16 protein-coding genes are annotated in these 17,837 nt (G+C 68.6%); 10 read left to right on the top strand and 6 right to left on the bottom strand.

What is annotated here, in order from left to right; all coding sequences use genetic code 11:
• The first annotated feature begins 12 nt into the window (after positions 1–12).
• Genes HBE64_RS10260 through HBE64_RS10245 form a run of 4 tightly spaced genes read left to right on the top strand, consistent with a single transcriptional unit; the run spans position 13 to position 5,130 of the window.
• Positions 13–2,076 carry an MDR family MFS transporter gene (locus tag HBE64_RS10260; RefSeq protein ID WP_167101171.1) on the top strand — a complete coding sequence of 688 codons (2,064 nt, stop codon included), beginning with the start codon at positions 13–15 and terminating at the stop codon, positions 2,074–2,076.
• 41 nt (positions 2,077–2,117) lie between these two features.
• On the top strand, positions 2,118–2,615 hold the full coding sequence (locus HBE64_RS10255; protein WP_167101168.1) for a carboxymuconolactone decarboxylase family protein: 498 nt from the start codon (positions 2,118–2,120) through the stop codon (positions 2,613–2,615).
• Positions 2,616–2,664: 49 nt separating this feature from the next.
• Complete coding sequence (locus tag HBE64_RS10250; protein WP_167101165.1) at positions 2,665–4,014, top strand: glutamine synthetase family protein; 1,350 nt, start codon at positions 2,665–2,667, stop codon at positions 4,012–4,014.
• Positions 4,015–4,020: 6 nt separating this feature from the next.
• On the top strand, positions 4,021–5,130 hold the full coding sequence (locus HBE64_RS10245; RefSeq protein ID WP_167101162.1) for an amidohydrolase family protein: 1,110 nt from the start codon (positions 4,021–4,023) through the stop codon (positions 5,128–5,130).
• 4 nt (positions 5,131–5,134) lie between these two features.
• Here HBE64_RS10245 and HBE64_RS10240 read toward each other — a convergent pair whose 3' ends face one another.
• Positions 5,135–5,653 (bottom strand): hypothetical protein, encoded by a 519-nt coding sequence (locus tag HBE64_RS10240; RefSeq protein ID WP_243841571.1) that lies wholly within the window; start codon positions 5,651–5,653, stop codon positions 5,135–5,137.
• Between the two features lie 104 nt (positions 5,654–5,757).
• On the opposite strand from HBE64_RS10240, the gene HBE64_RS10235 reads away from it, so the two are divergent.
• Positions 5,758–6,975 (top strand): bifunctional glycosyltransferase family 2/GtrA family protein, encoded by a 1,218-nt coding sequence (locus tag HBE64_RS10235; RefSeq protein ID WP_167109033.1) that lies wholly within the window; start codon positions 5,758–5,760, stop codon positions 6,973–6,975.
• Positions 6,976–7,006: 31 nt separating this feature from the next.
• Positions 7,007–8,986: a glycosyltransferase family 39 protein gene (locus HBE64_RS10230; protein ID WP_167101156.1), complete on the top strand. Its 1,980-nt coding sequence runs from the start codon at positions 7,007–7,009 to the stop codon at positions 8,984–8,986.
• Between the two features lie 16 nt (positions 8,987–9,002).
• Here the strand turns inward: HBE64_RS10230 and HBE64_RS10225 are convergent, their stop codons facing one another.
• Positions 9,003–9,467, bottom strand: a complete 465-nt coding sequence (locus HBE64_RS10225; RefSeq protein WP_167101153.1) for a nuclear transport factor 2 family protein — start codon at positions 9,465–9,467, stop codon at positions 9,003–9,005.
• A complete protein-coding gene (locus HBE64_RS10220) occupies positions 9,457–11,247 on the bottom strand; it encodes an amidohydrolase family protein (protein ID WP_167101150.1) in 1,791 nt (596 codons plus the stop codon). The genes HBE64_RS10225 and HBE64_RS10220 overlap by 11 nt, the downstream gene beginning before the upstream one ends.
• 123 nt (positions 11,248–11,370) lie before the next feature.
• On the opposite strand from HBE64_RS10220, the gene HBE64_RS10215 reads away from it, so the two are divergent.
• The 3 genes from HBE64_RS10215 to HBE64_RS10205 all read left to right on the top strand — a co-directional run bounded on the left by HBE64_RS10215 (position 11,371) and on the right by HBE64_RS10205 (position 13,917).
• Positions 11,371–12,273, top strand: a complete 903-nt coding sequence (locus HBE64_RS10215) for a dienelactone hydrolase family protein (protein ID WP_167101147.1) — start codon at positions 11,371–11,373, stop codon at positions 12,271–12,273.
• A 79-nt stretch (positions 12,274–12,352) separates the two neighbouring features.
• Positions 12,353–13,489 (top strand): glycosyltransferase, encoded by a 1,137-nt coding sequence (locus tag HBE64_RS10210; RefSeq protein WP_167109031.1) that lies wholly within the window; start codon positions 12,353–12,355, stop codon positions 13,487–13,489.
• 41 nt (positions 13,490–13,530) lie between these two features.
• On the top strand, positions 13,531–13,917 hold the full coding sequence (locus HBE64_RS10205; protein ID WP_167101145.1) for a hypothetical protein: 387 nt from the start codon (positions 13,531–13,533) through the stop codon (positions 13,915–13,917).
• Between the two features lie 12 nt (positions 13,918–13,929).
• Here HBE64_RS10205 and HBE64_RS10200 read toward each other — a convergent pair whose 3' ends face one another.
• Complete coding sequence (locus tag HBE64_RS10200) at positions 13,930–15,237, bottom strand: cytochrome P450 (protein ID WP_167101143.1); 1,308 nt, start codon at positions 15,235–15,237, stop codon at positions 13,930–13,932.
• Entirely contained in the window at positions 15,234–16,517 is a 1,284-nt protein-coding gene (locus HBE64_RS10195; protein WP_167101141.1) for a cytochrome P450, read from the bottom strand. Before HBE64_RS10195 ends, HBE64_RS10200 begins: the two co-directional genes overlap by 4 nt.
• A gap of 96 nt (positions 16,518–16,613) precedes the next feature.
• Here HBE64_RS10195 and HBE64_RS10190 point away from each other — a divergent pair, with 96 nt between their 5' ends.
• Positions 16,614–17,309: a YoaK family protein gene (locus HBE64_RS10190; RefSeq protein ID WP_167101139.1), complete on the top strand. Its 696-nt coding sequence runs from the start codon at positions 16,614–16,616 to the stop codon at positions 17,307–17,309.
• On the opposite strand, the gene HBE64_RS10185 is transcribed toward HBE64_RS10190, so the two are convergent.
• Entirely contained in the window at positions 17,278–17,835 is a 558-nt protein-coding gene (locus tag HBE64_RS10185) for a winged helix-turn-helix domain-containing protein (RefSeq protein WP_243841570.1), read from the bottom strand. The two genes, HBE64_RS10190 and HBE64_RS10185, sit on opposite strands and share 32 nt — an antisense overlap.
• Positions 17,836–17,837 lie beyond the last annotated feature (2 nt).

The raw sequence follows: 17,837 nt of genomic DNA, 5'->3' as shown, positions 1-17,837 counted from the left end.
CGAAAGGGACCCATGACCACGACGGCCGCGGCGACGACCGCCGAACCGGAATCAAGTAGCGCGGGGATCAGCCCGCAGCGGCGCAACCTCATCTTCGTTGCGATCCTGCTGGGCATGCTGCTGGCCGCACTCGACCAGACGATCGTGGCGACCGCGCTGCCCACCGTGGTGGCCGACCTCGGCGGAGCCGGACACCAGTCCTGGGTGGTGACCAGCTACCTGCTGGCCTCGACGATCACCACCGCCGTCATCGGCAAGCTCGGTGACCTCTTCGGGCGCAAGGCGGTCTTCCAGACCGCGACCGTGTTCTTCTTCGCCGGCTCGGTGTTGTGCGGTCTGTCGACGTCGATGTCGATGTTGGTGGCCTCGCGGGCTCTGCAGGGCATTGGCGGCGGCGCGGTCATGGTGACCGCGATGGCCGTCATCGGCGAGGTCATCCCGCTGCGGGAACGCGGCCGCTACCAGGGCGCACTCGGGGCCGTGTTCGGTGTCACCACGGTGATCGGCCCACTGCTCGGCGGGTTCTTCACCGACCACCTGTCCTGGCGGTGGGCGTTCTGGATCAACGTCCCGGTCTCGGTGGTCGTGTTCATCGTGGCCGCCGCGGCCATCCCACGGCTGGCCCGCAGCAGCGGCAAACCAGTGATCGACTACGCCGGAATCGTTCTCGTGGGTCTCGGCGCCTCGGGCCTGACCCTGGCGACCAGCTGGGGCGGCAGCACCTATCCGTGGGGTTCGCCGACGATCATCGGCCTGTTCGCCGCCTCGGTGCTGGCGCTGGCGGTCTTCGTCTGGGTCGAGCTGCGCGCCCGCGAACCCGTCCTGCCGATCCGGCTGTTCGCCAGCCCGGTGTTCACGGTGTGTTGCGGGCTGAGCTTCGTCGTGGGTTTCGCCATGCTGGGCGCACTGACATTCCTGCCGACCTTCATGCAGTTCGTCGACGGAGTCTCGGCGACCACCTCCGGGCTGCGCACGCTGCCGATGGTGGTCGGCCTGCTCATCACCTCGATGGGCAGCGGCGTGCTGGTGGGACGCACCGGCCGCTACAAGATCTTCCCGGTCGTGGGCACCGCCACCATGGCCGTCGCGTTCGTGTTGCTGTCCCAGATGACCGCGGCCACCCCGATCTGGCAGCAGTCGCTGTACCTGTTCATCCTGGGCACCGGCATCGGGTTGTGTATGCAGGTGCTGGTGCTGACCGTGCAGAACACCGTCAACTTCACCGATCTCGGGGTGGCGACCTCGGGGGTGACGTTCTTCCGCACCATCGGCAGCTCGTTCGGTGCGGCGATCTTCGGCTCGCTGTTCACCAACTTCCTGCAGGACCGGATCGGGCCGGCACTGCTGCTCAGCGGCGCCCCGCCCGAAGCGGCGCAGTCACCGCAGGCGCTGCACCGGCTGCCGGCGCAGATGGCCGCCCCCATCGTCGAGGCCTACGCCGACTCACTCGGCAAGGTCTTCCTCTGTGCGGCCCCGGTGGCCGCAGTGGGCTTCGTACTGGCGCTGTTCCTCAAGGAGGTGCCGCTGCGCGAGATGGAGGACGTGCTGGCCCTCGATCTCGGCGAGGGCTTCGGCATGCCGTCGACCGAGACGCCCGAGGAGATCCTTGAAGTCGCCGTCGGCAGGATGATGCGCGACTCACCGGATCTGCGGCTGCGGTCGCTGGCCCAGCGGCCCGGTTGTGACCTCGACGTGGCCGCGCTGTGGGCGCTGCTGCAGATCTACCGCAACAAACAGGTTTTCGGCTCGGCCCGGCTGACCAATATCGGCGAACGCCTGCGGGTCCCGTGTGAGGTGCTCGAGCCGACCTTCACCCGCCTGGTCGAGCGCGGCTACGCACTGCAGACCGGCGACGAGCTGTGGCTGACCCAGGCCGGCGCCCGTGAGGTCGACGCGGTCTCAGCCGCGCTGGTGCGCAAAATCGTTCACCGGCTTGCCAAGTCGACCAACTTCGAGGGCAGGCCGGACCGCATCCAGGTCGAGGCGGCACTGGAGCGGATCGCCCAGCGGATGCTGGTCCAGCGGGAGTGGGACCGCGACGAGATGCACGCACCGGCGGCCGCGACACCTAACTAGAACGTGTTCTCATTTTGCCAGCCGCGGCGTACCATCGCGCCATGAGCCGAATCGGGAACTTCGCCGACGACGACGTGTCCGGCTGGGCCGTCAAATCTCCGCAGCTGGGCGCCGCCATGGCGGCCTTCAGCAGTGCCGTGTACAGCGACAAGAACCGGCTGCCGTTGCGGGTTCGGGAAGTCGCCCGTGCCGTGATCGCCGTCGACAACGAGTGCGTGTTGTGTCAGAACACCCGCGACGCCGACGGTCCGGCGGCCGGGGTTGACGAGGACCTCTACGAGCACGCCGCGCAGTGGCGGACCTGGCCCGGCTACAGCGAGCAGGAGCGCATCGCCGCCGAGTTCGCACACCGATTCGGCACCGAGCACGCCAAACTGCGCGACGACGAAGATTTCTGGGAGCGTGCCCACGAGCACTTCTCCGACGAGCTGCTGACCGACCTGACCATCTCGTGCGCCATGTGGATCGGCATGGGCCGGATGCTGAGCACCCTCGACATCGGCCAGTCCTGCATGATCACGCTGCCCAGCCGCGCCTGACCGCACCGAATCTGCGCACACCGGCCGGGCGGTCGGCAGAATAACTGCCATGACCACACCGCTCGCCGGCACGGGGATCGCCCAGCTCGAGGCTGACGGCGTCGACACCGTCATCGGGACCGTCGTCAACCCCGCCGGGCTGACCCACGCCAAGACCGTGTCGATCCGGCGCACCGCCGCGTTCGCCGACCCGGGTCTGGGTGCTAGCCCGGTCTGGCACGGGTTCGCGATCGACCGGGCAGGCATCGCATTCTCTGAGGGCATCAGCGTCGTCGGCGACGAACGGGTGCGTATCGACCTCGACGGGCTGCGGGTTCTCGGTGACGGACTCGCCTGGGCGCCAGGGGCGTTCTATGACCAGGACGGCCAGCCCATCGCGGCGTGTGCGCGGGGAACGCTGGCGCGCATCGAGTCTCGGCTTGCCGGTGTCGGGCTGAGCGCATTGGTCGGCCACGAGATCGAGTTCCTGCTCGTCGATCCGGACGGCAACCGGTTGCCGGGCAACCTGTGGGCCCAGTACGGGCTGGCCGGCGTGCTCGAACACGAAGGATTCGTGCGGGACGTGACGGCGGCCGCCACCGCGGCCGGGGTCGGGATCGAACAATTCCATCCGGAGTACGGCCTCAACCAGTTCGAGATCTCGCTGACGCCGCGCTCGCCGGTGGCCGCCGCCGACCAGTTGATCCTGGCCAGGATCATCATCAGCCGGGTGGCCCGCAACTACGGGATGCGGGTCAGCCTCTCGCCGGTGCCCTTCGCCGGGAGCGTTGGTTCCGGTGCACACCAGCACTTTTCGCTTCTGCGGGGAGACACCCCGGTGTTCTCCGGCGGTCCGGGCCCGCACGGCCTCACCGAGGAGGGCCAGGCCGCGATCGGCGGTGTCGTCGCCGGCCTGCCCGAGGCGCTGCTCATCTTCTGCGGATCGATCGTGTCGGGGCTGCGCATGCAACCCGGCAACTGGGCAGGCGCCTACACGTGCTGGGGTACCGAGAACCGCGAGGCGGCGGTGCGCTTCGTGCAGGGTGGCCCCGCGAATCCCTACGGCGCCAACGTAGAGGTCAAGGTCGTCGACCCGTCGGCCAACCCGTATTTCGCCACGGCGGCCATCCTCGGGCTTGCCCTCGACGGCATCGAGCGCAATGCCAGTCTGCTACCGGAGATCACGGTCGACCCGGCGACGCTGTCCGACGCGCAGCGCAACGCTGCCGGTGTCGTCGCGCTCTCGGCCGACCAGGGCACCCAGATCGCGGCGCTGGACGGTTCGGCGCGGCTGCGCGGCATTCTCGGTGACCCCGCGGTCAATGCGCTCGTCGCGGTGCGTCGCTACGAGCTCGAGACCTACTCGCATCTCGACGCCGAGGCGCGCACCGACAAGTTCCGGATGGCCTGGAGCCTGTGAGTGCCTGTGAACTCCGCACTCGCTGAGCACATCTCCGGTCTGCATCTGGTCGACAACCACGTCCACGGCTACTGGCTGGCCGACGGCGACCGGCGCCGGTTCGAGAACGGGCTCAACGAGGCCAACACCGAACCGCTGGCCGACTTCGACAGCGGCTTCGACACCCAGCTCGGGATGGCGGTGCGGGCACACTGCGCACCGCTGCTCGGGATCGCCAAGCATGCTGAGCCACAAGAGTATTGGCACCGCCGATCGCAGTACGGGGAGTCCGAACTGGCGCGGCTGTTCCTGCCGGCCGCGGGAGTCAGCGACTGGCTGGTGGACACCGGGCTGCCGGGGGTGGCCGATCTGGCCGAGATCTCCGATTGCTCCGGCGGCTGGGTCGGCGAGATCGTGCGCATCGAGCAGGTGGCCGAGCAGGCCGCGGCCGCACCGGGGGAGTATGCCGGGGAATTCCGCCGGATCCTGCACGAGCGGGGCGGCTCGGCGGCGGCGACGAAGTCGATCCTGGCCTACCGCGGCGGCTTCGGCGGCGACCTATCCCGTCCGGCCCCGGCCGCCGTGGCCGAGGCGGCAGCGCGCTGGCGCGACGAAGGCGGCCGGCGGCTGACAGACCGGGTGCTGCTGCGGTTCGGGTTGCACGAGGCGCTGCGGCTGGGCAAGCCGCTGCAGTTACACGTCGGCCTCGGCGACCGGGACTGCGACCTGCACCGCACCAATCCGATGCTGCTGCTGGACTTCCTGCGCACCTGCGGCGACACCCCGGTGGTGCTGCTGCACTGCTATCCCTACGAACGTGAGGCTGGCTACCTCACGCAGGCGTTCAACAACGTTTACCTCGACACCGGGTTGAGCATCAACCATCTCGGCGCCCGCGCCCAGGCCTTCCTGGCGCGGACCCTCGAGCTCGCCCCGTTCCGCAAGATCCTGTACTCCTCGGATGCCTTCGGACCCGCCGAACTGCACTACCTGGGAGCCCGGTTGTGGCGCAATGCAATCGGCGCCGTACTGGGTGAATTCGTGGACCGCGACGAGTGGAGCCTGGCCGACGCGATGCGGGTGGCGGCCCTGATCGGGCGCGAGAACGCGCGGCGCCTCTACGCCCTGGACGGCTGATCGGCTACCAAGCGGGCACGTCGAAGTGCACCCACTTCGACGCCCCGGGTGGGCCGACGCATTGCAGCGGGATGCCGGGGACCTGGACCTGCAGGGTGTTACCGCTGAGGCGGGTCTGCGCGGTGGCGCCGGGTATCGAACAACGAAGCGCCGGAGCAGCCTCGCCTTGCAGCGCCCCGGTGGGCACCCACCTGCCTGCGGTTGAGCAGATCAGGGTGTTGCTCGCGGAGTCCAGCCCGAACACGAAGTTGATGCTGGGTGTGCACGGGGCGCCTGCGATCACGTTGCGCGCCACGTTGGGCAGGCAGCCCGCCGAATCGCAGGCGGCCGACGCCGGCCCGGCCAGCGGCAGGGGCGTCATGAGCAATCCGGTGACCGCCGCCGCGACCATGATCGTGCGCATGCCTGCCCCTTCGACGATGGAACGTTCCGGCCAGTCGAGGGGTAACGCCGGGGTGGTGCCGTCGGGTTCAGTTTGCGCGCGACCGGGCGGCCATTCACCTGGCTTCGAGTAGTCGTCCATCACATAGCTTGCGCACACCCAGGTCCCAAACGCTTCTCACACCCGGGGCCCACGATCGTCCTCATGATCACGATGCCCCTGATTCCACGGCCTTCGAATCCAGCCTGCCCGCCCCTTCGCGGTCTGGCGTGCTGGCTGATGCTGCCCGCCGTGGTGTACCCGTTCTGGATATCGTCGTGCCCGTCTACAACGAACAGGCGGCCCTGTCCGACTCGGTACATCGACTTCACCGATACCTCGCCCACACACTGCCGTACCAGGTGCGCATCACGATCGCCGACAACGCCAGCACCGACGCCACGCCCCGTATCGCCGCTGAGCTCGCCGAGGAACTCGACGGTGTCCGGGTGGTCCGGCTCGAGCAGAAGGGCCGTGGCCGTGCGCTGAACGCGGTGTGGTCGAACTCGGACGCTCCGGTGCTTGCCTACATGGATGTCGATCTGTCCACCGACCTGGCTGCACTGGCTCCGCTGGTGGCGCCGTTGATCTCCGGTCATTCCGATCTCGCGATCGGAACGCGGCTGGCGCGGAGCTCGCGGGTCGTGCGGGGACCGAAACGCGAGGTGATCTCGCGCTGCTACAACATGATCCTCAAGACGACCATGGCCGCGAAGTTCTCTGATGCCCAGTGCGGCTTCAAGGCGATCCGAGCCGACGTGGCGCGGCGGCTGCTGCCCCTGGTCGCCGATACGGGGTGGTTCTTCGACACCGAATTGCTGGTGCTGGCCGAGCGAGCCGGGCTGCGTATCCATGAGGTGCCTGTCGACTGGGTCGACGACCCCGACAGCCGGGTCGACATCGTCGCGACTGCGACCGCCGATCTCAAGGGGATTGCCCGGATGCGGAAGGGATTCGCGCTGGGCCGCATCCCGGTCGAGCAGGTGGCCGCGGACTTTCGTGCCGCCCGAAAGCCGCTCACCGCGCCGCGGGGGCCGGTGCACCAGCTGGCGATCTTCGGCGCGATCGGCGTCGTCAGCACCCTGGCCTATCTGGCCATCTTCAGCTGGCTGCACCTCATGGTGGGTTCGCAGATCGCCAACTTCGGGGCGCTGCTGATCACAGCGATCGGCAATACCGCCGCGAACCGGCGGTTCACCTTCGGCATCCGCGGACAGCAGGGCCGCGCCCGCCATCACGGCGAGGGCCTGCTGGTCTTCGGCATGGCCTTGCTCATCACCAGCGGATCGCTGGCCAGTGTCCACGGGCTCGTGCACCCCACCCCGCACTGGCTCGAGTTGGGTGTGCTGGTCACTGCCAACCTGGTCGCCACCGTGCTGCGCTTCATCCTGCTGCGCTCGTGGGTCTTTCACCCGAGCCGCTGACTCCAGCCCCATATTCACCTATACCCGAGAGATGACCATGACCGCCGCAGCAGATGCGACCGAATGCGCCCACGACACTGCAGCACCCGCTATCGCACCGGACCCGCCATGGGCCCGTCGGAGCCTCATCGCGCTGCTGGTTGCCACTGCGATCTGCTGGACCATCGGGCTCAGTCGCAATGGGTGGGGTAACTCCTTCTACGCGGCCGCTGTGCAGGCGGGCACCCAGAGTTGGAAGGCGTTCCTCTTCGGCTCGTCGGATGCGGGTAACTCCATCACGGTGGACAAGCCGCCGGCGTCGCTGTGGGTGATGGAGATCAGCACCCGCCTGTTCGGAATGAACTCCTGGGCCCTCCAGATTCCGCAGGTGCTGCTGGGCGTGGCCTCCGTGGCACTCGTATATGTCACGGTGCGAAGAGCTTTCGGCCCCGGGGCAGGCCTGATCTCCGGTGCATTGCTGGCGTTGACCCCGGTGGCCGCGTTGATGTTCCGCTACGACAACCCCGACGCGCTGTTGGTGTTCCTGATGGTCGCGGCATTGTGGGCGCTGCTACGCGGCGTCGACAGCGGCCGCACACGATGGATCGTGTTGTGCGGCGCGCTGATCGGCTTCGGGTTCCTGACCAAGCAGCTGCAGGTCGCGCTCGTGATGCCCGGGTTGGCGATCGCGTACCTCGTCGCCGGTCCGCCCCGTTTGCGGACCCGACTCCTGCAACTACTCGCCGGACTCGCGGCGGCGATTGTGGCCGCCGGTTGGTGGGTCGCGTTGGTCGAATTCTGGCCGAAGTCTGATCGGCCGTACATCGGCGGATCCTCGAACAACAGCTTCCTGCAACTCACGTTGGGCTACAACGGTCTCGGCCGAATCCTCGGCGGCAGCGCCGGTGGTGGCGGTGGGATGCCCCAGGGCATGGGGATGGAGCACGGCGGCCCGGGTGGCCCGATGTTCGGGCAGGCAGGCATCACCCGATTGTTCACCACGCAATCGGGCACCCAGATCTCCTGGCTACTGCCCGCCGCGTTGGTGCTTCTCGTCGCGGGCCTCGTCCTCTGCGGACGCCGACGCAGAACGGATCCGAAGCGAGCCTTCTATCTCGCCTGGGGCGGGTGGCTGGTCGTCACCGCCGTGACGTTCAGCTACATGTCCGGAATCTTCCACGACTACTACACCGTGGCCCTTGCACCCGCGGTGGCCGCATCGGTGGGTGCCGGGGCGACGCACGTGTGGCAGAACCGTGAGAAGCGTTGGGCAACTGTGGTATTGGCATTGACTGTCGCGCTGACTGCAGTTGGGGCGTGGGTATTGCTTGGCAGAACACCCGATTTCCTGCCGTGGTTGCGATGGGTCGTTGTGGTCGCCGCGGTGCTGGCGGTGGCCGGCTTCCTGGGCTCGTTGATCCGGCCGGGCCTGACCCTGGCCGCCCGCGATCTGAGGGTGTGGGCGGCGACCCTGGCTGTGGTTGCGGCCATGGCGGGTCCGGTGGCGTATTGCATCCAGACCGTGGGCACCGCCCACAGCGGCCCCGTCATCACCGCAGGACCCCAGTCCAAGACCGGTGACATGCCCGGCATGCCGCCGGCCGGTGCCGGGGGGCCGGGAGCGCCCGGCGACGCCTCAGGTCACGACCAGTGGGGTCCCGGCGGCGGCACCGTGTCCAAGAAAGTTGTGGCGCTGTTGGCCACCAATGCCGACGACTACACGTGGGTGGCGGCGACCAGCGGATCTCTGGGCGCCTCCGATTACCAACTCGAGACCGGCCATCCGGTGATGCCGATCGGTGGTTTCGGTGGCGGCGACCCTGCGCCGACCCTGGAGCAGTTTCAGGGCTACGTCCGCGATGGGCAGGTCCACTACTACTACGACTCCTCACGCCCGGGTATGCAGCCGATGGCCCAGGAGTCCGCATCGAAGTCGGAGTCCGACAAGATCCTCGACTGGGTCAAGCAGCACTACACCGCGACGACGGTGGACGGCGTCACGCTCTACGACCTGACGGCGCCCGCACACTGAGCTCCGGGGCGACGCGTCAGACCAGACCCGTCGCGTCGAAGATCCACGACATGTCGGCGGTCGCGAAGTCCTCCAGCCACGTCGGCGGCGCGAAGCTCGTCAGCCCGTTCATGTCCCAGTAGTCCTTCCACAGGGTGATCTTGCCGTCGACCACCTTGTGGACGGTGACGAAGCGCAGCATACCCTGCTCGCCGGTGGCGAATGTCCACGTCTCGGAATGCTCATACATGGCGTCCTCGCCGTTGCTCACCAGTACTCCGTCGTGATTTTCGTAGCCGGCCAACGACTCCAGGCCGACCTTGAGGCGCTTGACGATGTCCTCCGGGCCACGCGCCGCGGCGGCCGCGCCGACCGGCATGTCGACGTAGATGCAGTCCTCGGACACGAAGCTCTTGACCGCTTCCCAGTCGCGGGCCGACAGCGCTTTCCACAGTCCCAGTACGGTTTCGGCGACGGCGGGGGACACGGTCTCAGTTGGCATGTGCGAGCTCCGGATTCGTGGTTGCGGTGGGTGCGGGAGTGGGCGTGCCGACGCGCAGGAAACTGCCGGTGCGCTCGGTGCCGAGGATCTCGGTGGGTTCGCCGTCGCGCACCACGGCCCGCCCGCCGATCAGGACGAGTTCCACGGTGTCGTTGTTGCGGTTGACCATTCGGGGCAGGCCGGCGTACTGCTCGACGGGTTCCTCGGCGTACTCGTCGAGTTGGCTGTCCAGGTGGTCGGGGTCGATGACCACCAGGTCGGCGCGGTCGCCGAGACGCAGATGCCCCGCGTCGATCTGATACCAGTCAGCTAGCTCCCCGGTCATCCGGTGCACGGCACGCTCGAGGCTCATGAACGGGGTACCGGTGCGTTCGGCGTCGCGCACGTGCCGCAGCAGCCGCAGCCCGTAGTTGTAGAACGCCATGTTGCGCAGGTGTGCGCCGGCGTCGGAGAAGCCCATCTGAACACCCGGGTCGCGCGCCAGCTTCTTGAGCACCTCGGGCCGATGGTTGGAGATCGTGGTCCGCCAGCGCAGCTTGGTGCCGTGCTCGAGCACCAGGTCCAGGAACGCGTCGACCGGGTGCAGCCCGCCGCGGTCCACCCCGACCTGACCGAAGGACTTGCCCACCACGGATTCGTCTGGGCAGGCGACGATCTGGGCGTCGAAGAAGTCGCGGTGCCAGACCCGCACCCCGAACTTGCTGTCGTAGTCCTTGCGGAACTGGCGGCGGTAGTTCTCGTCGGCGAGCAGCGCGTTGCGCTCGACCTCGTCACGCAGGTGCAGCGCAGCCGCCCCGGAGCCGAACTCCTCGAAGACCACCAGATCGATGCCGTCGGCGTAGACCTCGAACGGCACCGGCAGGTGCTGCCAGCGGAAGTCGGCGCCCAACGCATTCACCAGGCGGGCCAGCGGGCCCAGCATCAGGATCGCCAGCGGATTGCTCTTGACGTCAGCCGCCGAGAGCAGGCTGGTCTTGAGCTTCTTGCGTAGCGCCGGAAGTGACTGTGCCACTTGGGAAGCCAGGTTCAGTGGGTTCTGGATGTCGGGCCCGGACTGCAGCACCCGGCCGCGCTTGCGCACCAGCGATTTGAGCCGGCGCAGCTCACGCGGCCTGGCATAGGTCGACGGCAGGGTCCGTGAGCGACAGGTCTCGCCGTCGATCTTGTCGAACAGCAGCTGCATCGAGGACATCCCGACGAAACCCGCGTCGAGGGCGTCAGCGAGCATCTTCTCCATCTGCGCTTGCTCACTTGCGTTGGGCCGCTGGTCTTTTCGGGTCGCCCGGTCCAGCCCCATGGTCGCGGTCCGCATGTCGGAATGGCCGATGAACGCGCCGATGTTGGGACCCAGTGGGCGCGACTCGAGCGCCTGTACGTACTGCTCGGCGTTGCTCCACGTCTTGGCTCCATCGACGGCGCGGATGACATGCTCACGCGGAATGGCCTCGACCCTGCCGAACAGATCACCGGCTTGGCTGCCGTCGACGTAGAGCGTCGACAGCGAGCACGATCCCAGCAGCACGGTGGTGACGCCGTGGCGCACCGACTCCGTCAACCCCGGCCCGCCGAGCACCTCGACGTCGTAGTGGGTATGGATGTCGACCATCCCGGGCAGCACCCACTTGCCGGTGGCGTCGACGACCTCGGCGCCGGTCTCGTCGAGTGGGTGGGGCGTGACGGCGACGACACGGCCGTCCCGGATGCCGATGTTGCGGATAGCCGAGGGCGCACCTGTCCCGTCGAACCACCGGCCGTTGCGGATGATCGTGTCGTAGGTCACTGCTCAATAGAACAGTGTGGCCGAACGGGTGTCAACGATTTAGTAGACAATTTCTTCGATGTGTTCACAGCGCCTGATCAGGCTTCATGCGCAGGTTTCCCCACCGCGCGCATACTCGGCGAGGTGACCGAGTTTCAGCGCTACATCGCCGAAGAGATCGCCACCGACCATGTCGACGGCCTGCTGAGCCGTCGTGAAGCGGTGCGGCGCCTGGCACTGCTGGGGATGGGCACCGCCGCAGCCAGCGCGTTGATCGCCGCCTGCGGCCAGACCAGGCCCGCTACCCCGGCGGCGTCGACGTCGGCGTCGGCACCCACGACACCCGCACCCGGGATGGACACCGCCGTCCCCACCACGGCGGCACGCTGGGCCGGCCCCCGCGGGCAGCTGCTGGGCCGGTGGGCACCGGCGGCCACCCCGCGCGGTGCCGTTCTGGTCATCCACGAGAACAAGGGACTCAACGACTGGGTCGGTTCGGTGGCCGGCCGGCTGGCGGGCGTGGGCTACTCGGCGCTGGCGATCGATCTGCTCTCCGAGGAGGGCGGCACCGCGACATTCAGCGACCCGGCCGGGGCGACGGCCGCGCTGGGCAGCATCGCACCGGAGCGGTTCGTCGCCGACCTCAGATCCGGCCTCGACGAACTGCAGCGCCGGGTGCCCGGCCAGAAGCTGGCCGCTGTCGGGTTCTGCTTCGGCGGCGGCCTGGTGTGGCGCCTGCTGGCCGCGGGGGAGCCGAGGCTGTCGGCGGCGGTGCCGTTCTACGGGCCGCTGCCCGACAAGCCGGACTTCGCCGGGTCCAAGAATGCGGCGGTGCTGGGCTTCTACGGTGCACTCGACCAGCGGGTGACCTCCTCGGAGCCCGCCGCCGCAGCGGCCCTGCAGCAGGCCGGCCTGGTGCACGACCTCGTGGTCGAACCCGATGCCGACCACGCGTTCTTCAACGACACCGGGCAGCGCTACAACGCCGCGGCCGCCGCCGACGCGTGGCGGCGGGTGCAGGACTGGTTCGGCCGTTACCTGACCTGAGGGAGTTCACCCCTCGTTCAGCGCCACGCAGCCCCCGGGTTGGCACCTCAACATCGGCGCGCGATCGGATAACACCATGATGCGCGTCGCGCAGGTCGCCAACTTCTACGGCCCGCGCTCGGGAGGCCTGCGCACCGCGGTGGACCGGTTGGGCGCTGAATACGTCGCCGCGGGCCACGAGGTGTTCCTCGTGGTGCCCGGCGCCGAGTCGACCACAGCGCGACTGCCGACGGGCGTTGTGCGAATCACAGTGCCCGCCAAGCAGATTCCATTCACCGGTGGCTACCGTGCCGTCATGCCCGCACCGGTCGTCGGCGTCCTGGACCGCCTGGGCCCCGATGCGATCGAGGTGTCGGACCGTTTCACGCTGCGATCACTGGGCCGGTGGGGCAGCAGGCACGGTGTCACCACGGTGATGATCTCGCACGAGCGACTCGACCGGCTGACCAGCCAGATCATGCCCGCACCGCTGGCCCGCCGACTCGCCGACGCCGCCAACCGCCGAACCGCCGCCGACTACGACACGGTGTTGTGTACCACCGCCTTCGCCCGCGAAGAGTTCGACCGGATCGGGGCGCGCAACGTCATGACGGTGCCCCTCGGCGTCGACCTGGACACCTTTCACCCGCGACGATTCTGTGCCAGTACCCGACGGAGGTGGGCGGCCCCCGAGCAGGTGCTGCTGGTGCACTGTGGGCGCCTGTCGGTGGAGAAGCGCACCGACCGTAGCATCGATGCGCTTGCTGCACTTCGTGATTCGGGTGTCGACGCCCGCCTGGTGATCGTCGGCGACGGCCCGTTGCGTGCGCGCCTGCAACGCCAGGCGGCAGGGCTGCCGGTCGACTTCACCGGCTACGTTTCCTCCCGTAATGCCGTGGCGACCCTGCTGGCCTCGGCCGACGTGGCGCTGGCGCCCGGGCCGCACGAAACCTTCGGGTTGGCCGCACTGGAAGCCCTGGCCTGCGGAACCCCGGCCGTGGTGTCCCGGACCTCAGCACTCGCCGAAATCCTGTCCACCGACAGCGGCGCCAGCGCGGACAACGACCCGCACGCGATCGCCGGCGCGGTGGCCACCGTGATCGACCGGCCGGAGCCGCACCGGCGCTCCTGCGCACGGCGGCGCGCCGAGAACTTCACCTGGCACCGCTCGGCGGCGGGCATGCTCGTGGCGCTGAGCGGTTTGGCGCATGGCCGCGACGGGAACGCCGGTCTGTGACGGTGCCGCGCCGGCGACACCGCGCGACGAAGGAGCCCAAGATGGCCACCAACACAATCGTCTGGATCGTCATCGGCGTGATCGCTGCGGTGGTCCTCATCGGCGCCATCGCGTGGCTGGCCCGCAACAAGCAGGCCACCCGCCGCCACGCTCAGGCCGAGGAGATCCGCGAGCAGGTTCGCGAGGAACACCTCACGGTGCAGCGGCGTGAGACGATCGCCGAGGAAACCGCCGCCAAGGCGCGCGCCGCGCAGGCCGAGGCCGAAGCCAAGGCGGCCGAGGCGCGCCGACTGCAGGACACCGCCGAGAAGCACCGCACCGAGGTCGCCTCACGCCGCGACGCTCTTGATGAACGCCTCTCACACGCCGACGCGATCGACCCCCAGGCGGTCACCGACGGCGTCGAGACACCGAATAGCCCACGCTGACAAGGCAATCCGTCAGTCGCGCGAGCCGATCAGCTCCGGGGTACCGAGGCTGACGGGCAGCTCGGCCCAGCCGCGCAGCACCCGGGTGTCGCGGCGGGTGCCGAGACCGGCCAGCTGCACCTCCGGGAAATGCGTGAAGAACCGGCGCAGCCCGACCTCGCCTTCGGCGCGGGCGAGTGCGGCCCCCAGGCAGAAATGGCGTCCGCCGGAAAATGCCAGGTGCTTTCCCGCGTTCTCCCGCCGGACGTCGAATCGGTTCGGGTCGGTGAACACCGCGGGGTCCCGGTTGGCGGCGGCCAGATAGGTCACCACCAGCTCGCCTGCCCCCACCCTCGTTCCTGCGACCTCGGTGTCGTGGCGCGCCACCCGCGCCGAGAGCTGCACTGGTGACTCCAGCCGCAGGATCTCTTCGACGGCGTTCGGCCACAGTGCGGGATCCGCGGCCAGCACGGCCAGTTGGTCAGGGTGGTTGAGCAACAGCCGAATTCCGTTGCCCAGCAGGTTGACCGTGGTCTCGAACCCGGCGGCGAGCACGAGTCCGGCGGTGGCCTGAAGTTCGGTCTCGTCGAGCAGGGCGCCGTCGTCGGCGACCTGGATGAGCTGGCTCATCAGATCCTCACCGGGATGGTCGCGCAGCGTGCGCAGATGAGCGGCCAGCCACGAGTTGAACCCGGCGATACCGCGCTGCACCCGCTGGTACTGCTGCCACGACAGGCCCACGTCGAGGCTGGGAGCGGCCAGCTCGCCGAACTCCAGGATCAGGGGCCGGTCACGTTCGGGCACACCCAGGATGTCGCTGATCACCGCTACGGGCAGCTGGGCACAGTACCGGGCCACGATGTCGACGACGCCGAGGCCGTCGAGCCCGTCGAGCAGCTGCCCTGCGGCGTCCTCGACCCCGTCACGCAACGCGGCCACCGCCCGGCTGGTGAACACCGAGGACACCGTCTTGCGGTAGCGGGTGTGGGCCGGCGGCTCGACGGCCAGCAGCGACGGCGGCCGCAGCGGGTGCAACAGGTCGTCGCGGGTACGCCGTTCCAGCCAGCGCAGGGGCGCAGGCAGATTGCTGCCCAGCGAGATCACCCGGAAGTCGTCCGACCGCAGCACCTCGTTGGCGATCGCATGGTCGACGGTCAGATAACTGACCCGGGACCGCACCAGCGGACCCAGCGCGCGCAGCTCCTCGTAGAACGGGACCGGGTCGGCGCGGACCGCGGGGTCGGCGACGAGCCGGGCCTGCGGGTCACCGCGGCGCGCCGACCGCCCCGCCACGGCCCGCACCACACCGTGCATGGCGAACCAGTGCAGCCGCTGTTTCATCGCGGTGGCGTCCAGCTGACCGGCAGCCGCTTGATCCCGTGGATGAACGCCGAGAGCAGCATGGCCGGTTCCTCGGTGACCTCGATGTCGGGGATGTTGTTGTGCAGCTCCTCGAACAGCACCGCGATCTCGCGGCGGGCCAGGTTGGCGCCCAGACAGAAATGTGCTCCGCCGCCGCCGAATCCGACATGGTGGTTCGGGGTGCGGGTGACGTCGAAGAGCCAGGGGTTGTCGAACTTGTCCTCGTCGCGGTTGGCCGAGGCGTACCACATGGTGACCTTGTCGCCCTCGGCCATCTTGACGCCGCTCAACTCGACGTCGCGGGTCACGGTGCGCCGCATGTAGATCACCGGGGAGGCCCAGCGCACGATCTCCTCGACCGCGCTGGGCGTGGTGGCTTCGAAGTCGGCCCACCAGGTCCGGCGCTGATCGGGGTAGCGGGTAAGCGCCAGCACACCGTGGCTGATCGCGTTGCGGGTGGTCTCGTTGCCGGCGACCGCCAACAGGATGAAGAACGACGCGATCTCCGCGGAGGTCAGCCGCTCCCCGTCGACCTCGGCGGCCACCAGCGCGGTGGTCAGGTCCTCGCGCGGATTGCTGCGGCGGTCGTCGGCCAGTGCGGTGGCATAGGCCCCGATGTCGATGGCGACCTTCATGAACTCGTCGAAATCGGTGGTCAGGTCGGGGTCGCCGAAGCCGAGAATGATGTTGGTCCAACCGAAGATCTGCTGATGGTCGGACTCCGGGATTCCCATCATGTCGCAGATCACCTGCAGCGGCAGCGGCCCGGACAGCTCAGCCACCAGTTCGCCGGAGCCGTCGGGGTGGTTCTCGATCATCGACGCCACCAGGCTGCGGGCACGGTCGCGCACCGAGGCCTCGGTGCGGGCGACCACCTTGGGGGTGAAGGCGCTGCGCACGATATTGCGCAGCCGGGCATGCCGCGGGTCGTCCAGGGCGATCATCGACCCGAAGTATTCGGCGACCTCGGGTATCTGGTCGCCGATGGTGATGTTGGGGTAGGAGCTGAAGATGTCCGGGTGGCGGCTGGCGTAGAAGACGTCGTCGAGTTTGGTCAACGCCCAATGGCCGGGGCCCGCCGGTACGCCCTCGTATTCGACCTCGTGGAAGAACGTGATGGGGGCCTCGCGGCGCAATGTCGCGAACGCGCCGTCACGCACGCTGTCGTCGAGTTGCCAGAACTCGAAGGTGCCCAGATCGATGTCGCCCAGAGCGACCTCCGGTGGCGCCTGACCGTTGACTCGCGTGGCGATGCCCATGTGGATTCGTGCCCTCCTTGGTGGCTGTGGGCTCGACATTAGAGTCCGGCGCTGTGAGTCGTGATCGTTTCGGAACTAGGGCAAGCTTGCGAATCGATGACGCGCACTTCGACCACCCTTCGCTTCGCGTTGCTGCTCACCGTTGCCAACTCGTTCCTCGACGCGCACACCTATATCGCGCGCGGACACGTGTTCGCCAACGTCCAGACCGGCAATGTCATCTTCTTCGCGATCGATGCCAGTGAGCGCCACGGCACCGCCGCGCTGGCTCACGTCTGGCCGATCGTGGCCTTCGTCGCCGGGGTCGCGCTGTCGGCGTACCTGAAGTCGGGGCGCGTCGAGCGGCATCTCAAGCACCCGCTGCGCTGGACAATGCTGGTTCAGGTCATCGTGCTGGCCGTGATCGGCTTCGTGCCCGCGTCGGTGCCGAACATCTACATCACGGTGCCGATCTCGTTCGTCGCCGGAATCCAGATCGGGTTGTTCCGCAGCATCGGCGATCTCACCTACATCCCCCTGGCGACGACCGGCAACATCATGCGCTTCGTCGAGTTCGGCTATGCCGGCCTGGTCGATCGCGACGCCGAGGCTCGCGCCGCGTGCCGCACGTACGCGCTGCTGATCGTGTTCTTCGCCGCCGGCGCGGTGGTGGGCGCGTACGCGACCCGTGGGCTGGGGATCCAGGCCATCTGGCTGCCCGCCGGGCTGCTCGCGGTCACGCTGATCCTGTTCGTCGTCGACGAACGGCGTGAGATCGGGCTCAGGCGGGACGGCGGACCGGCCCGACGTTGACGACGTCGCGGCCCGGATCGAATCGGTAGCCGTGTCCGCGCACCGTGGTCAGGGCGCGGGCGTAGGGCCCGAGCTTGGCGCGGACGCGGCGCACGTGGGTGTCGACCGTGCGGTGTGAGATAGCCGCCGCGATCTGCTCGTGGTCGCCGCCCCAGACCTCACGCATCAGTTCCGAGCGGGTGACGGCCCGGCGGGGGAAGCTCGACAGGTAGGCCAGCAACTCGAATTCGCGGAAGGTCAGGTCTACCCGGCGGCCGTCTACGAGGACCTCGCGGCCGGGACGGTCGATCACCAATCCGGGCCGCTGCTGGCCGGGGCCCTCCGCGGTGCGGCGCACCGGGGTGTTGCCCACTGTGATCACCGCTTTGCGGGCCCGGACGCCGGGGATGGAGTGCGAGACGAGATTGCCGAATTCGTCGGCCAGTTGCGCTGCGCGGGTGGGAATCTCACCGTTGGCGGCGGGTACCTCCAGGACCAGCACCACCCGGACCGACGCGTCGGACGGCGGCGCGGAAGGCAGGGGCACAC

It is taken from the genome of Mycobacterium sp. DL592 (genome assembly GCF_011694515.1).
In the GTDB taxonomy this organism is placed as follows: domain Bacteria; phylum Actinomycetota; class Actinomycetes; order Mycobacteriales; family Mycobacteriaceae; genus Mycobacterium.
Note: the sequence above shows the minus strand (reverse complement) of the source record. Positions and strands in the feature narration are given on the sequence as shown.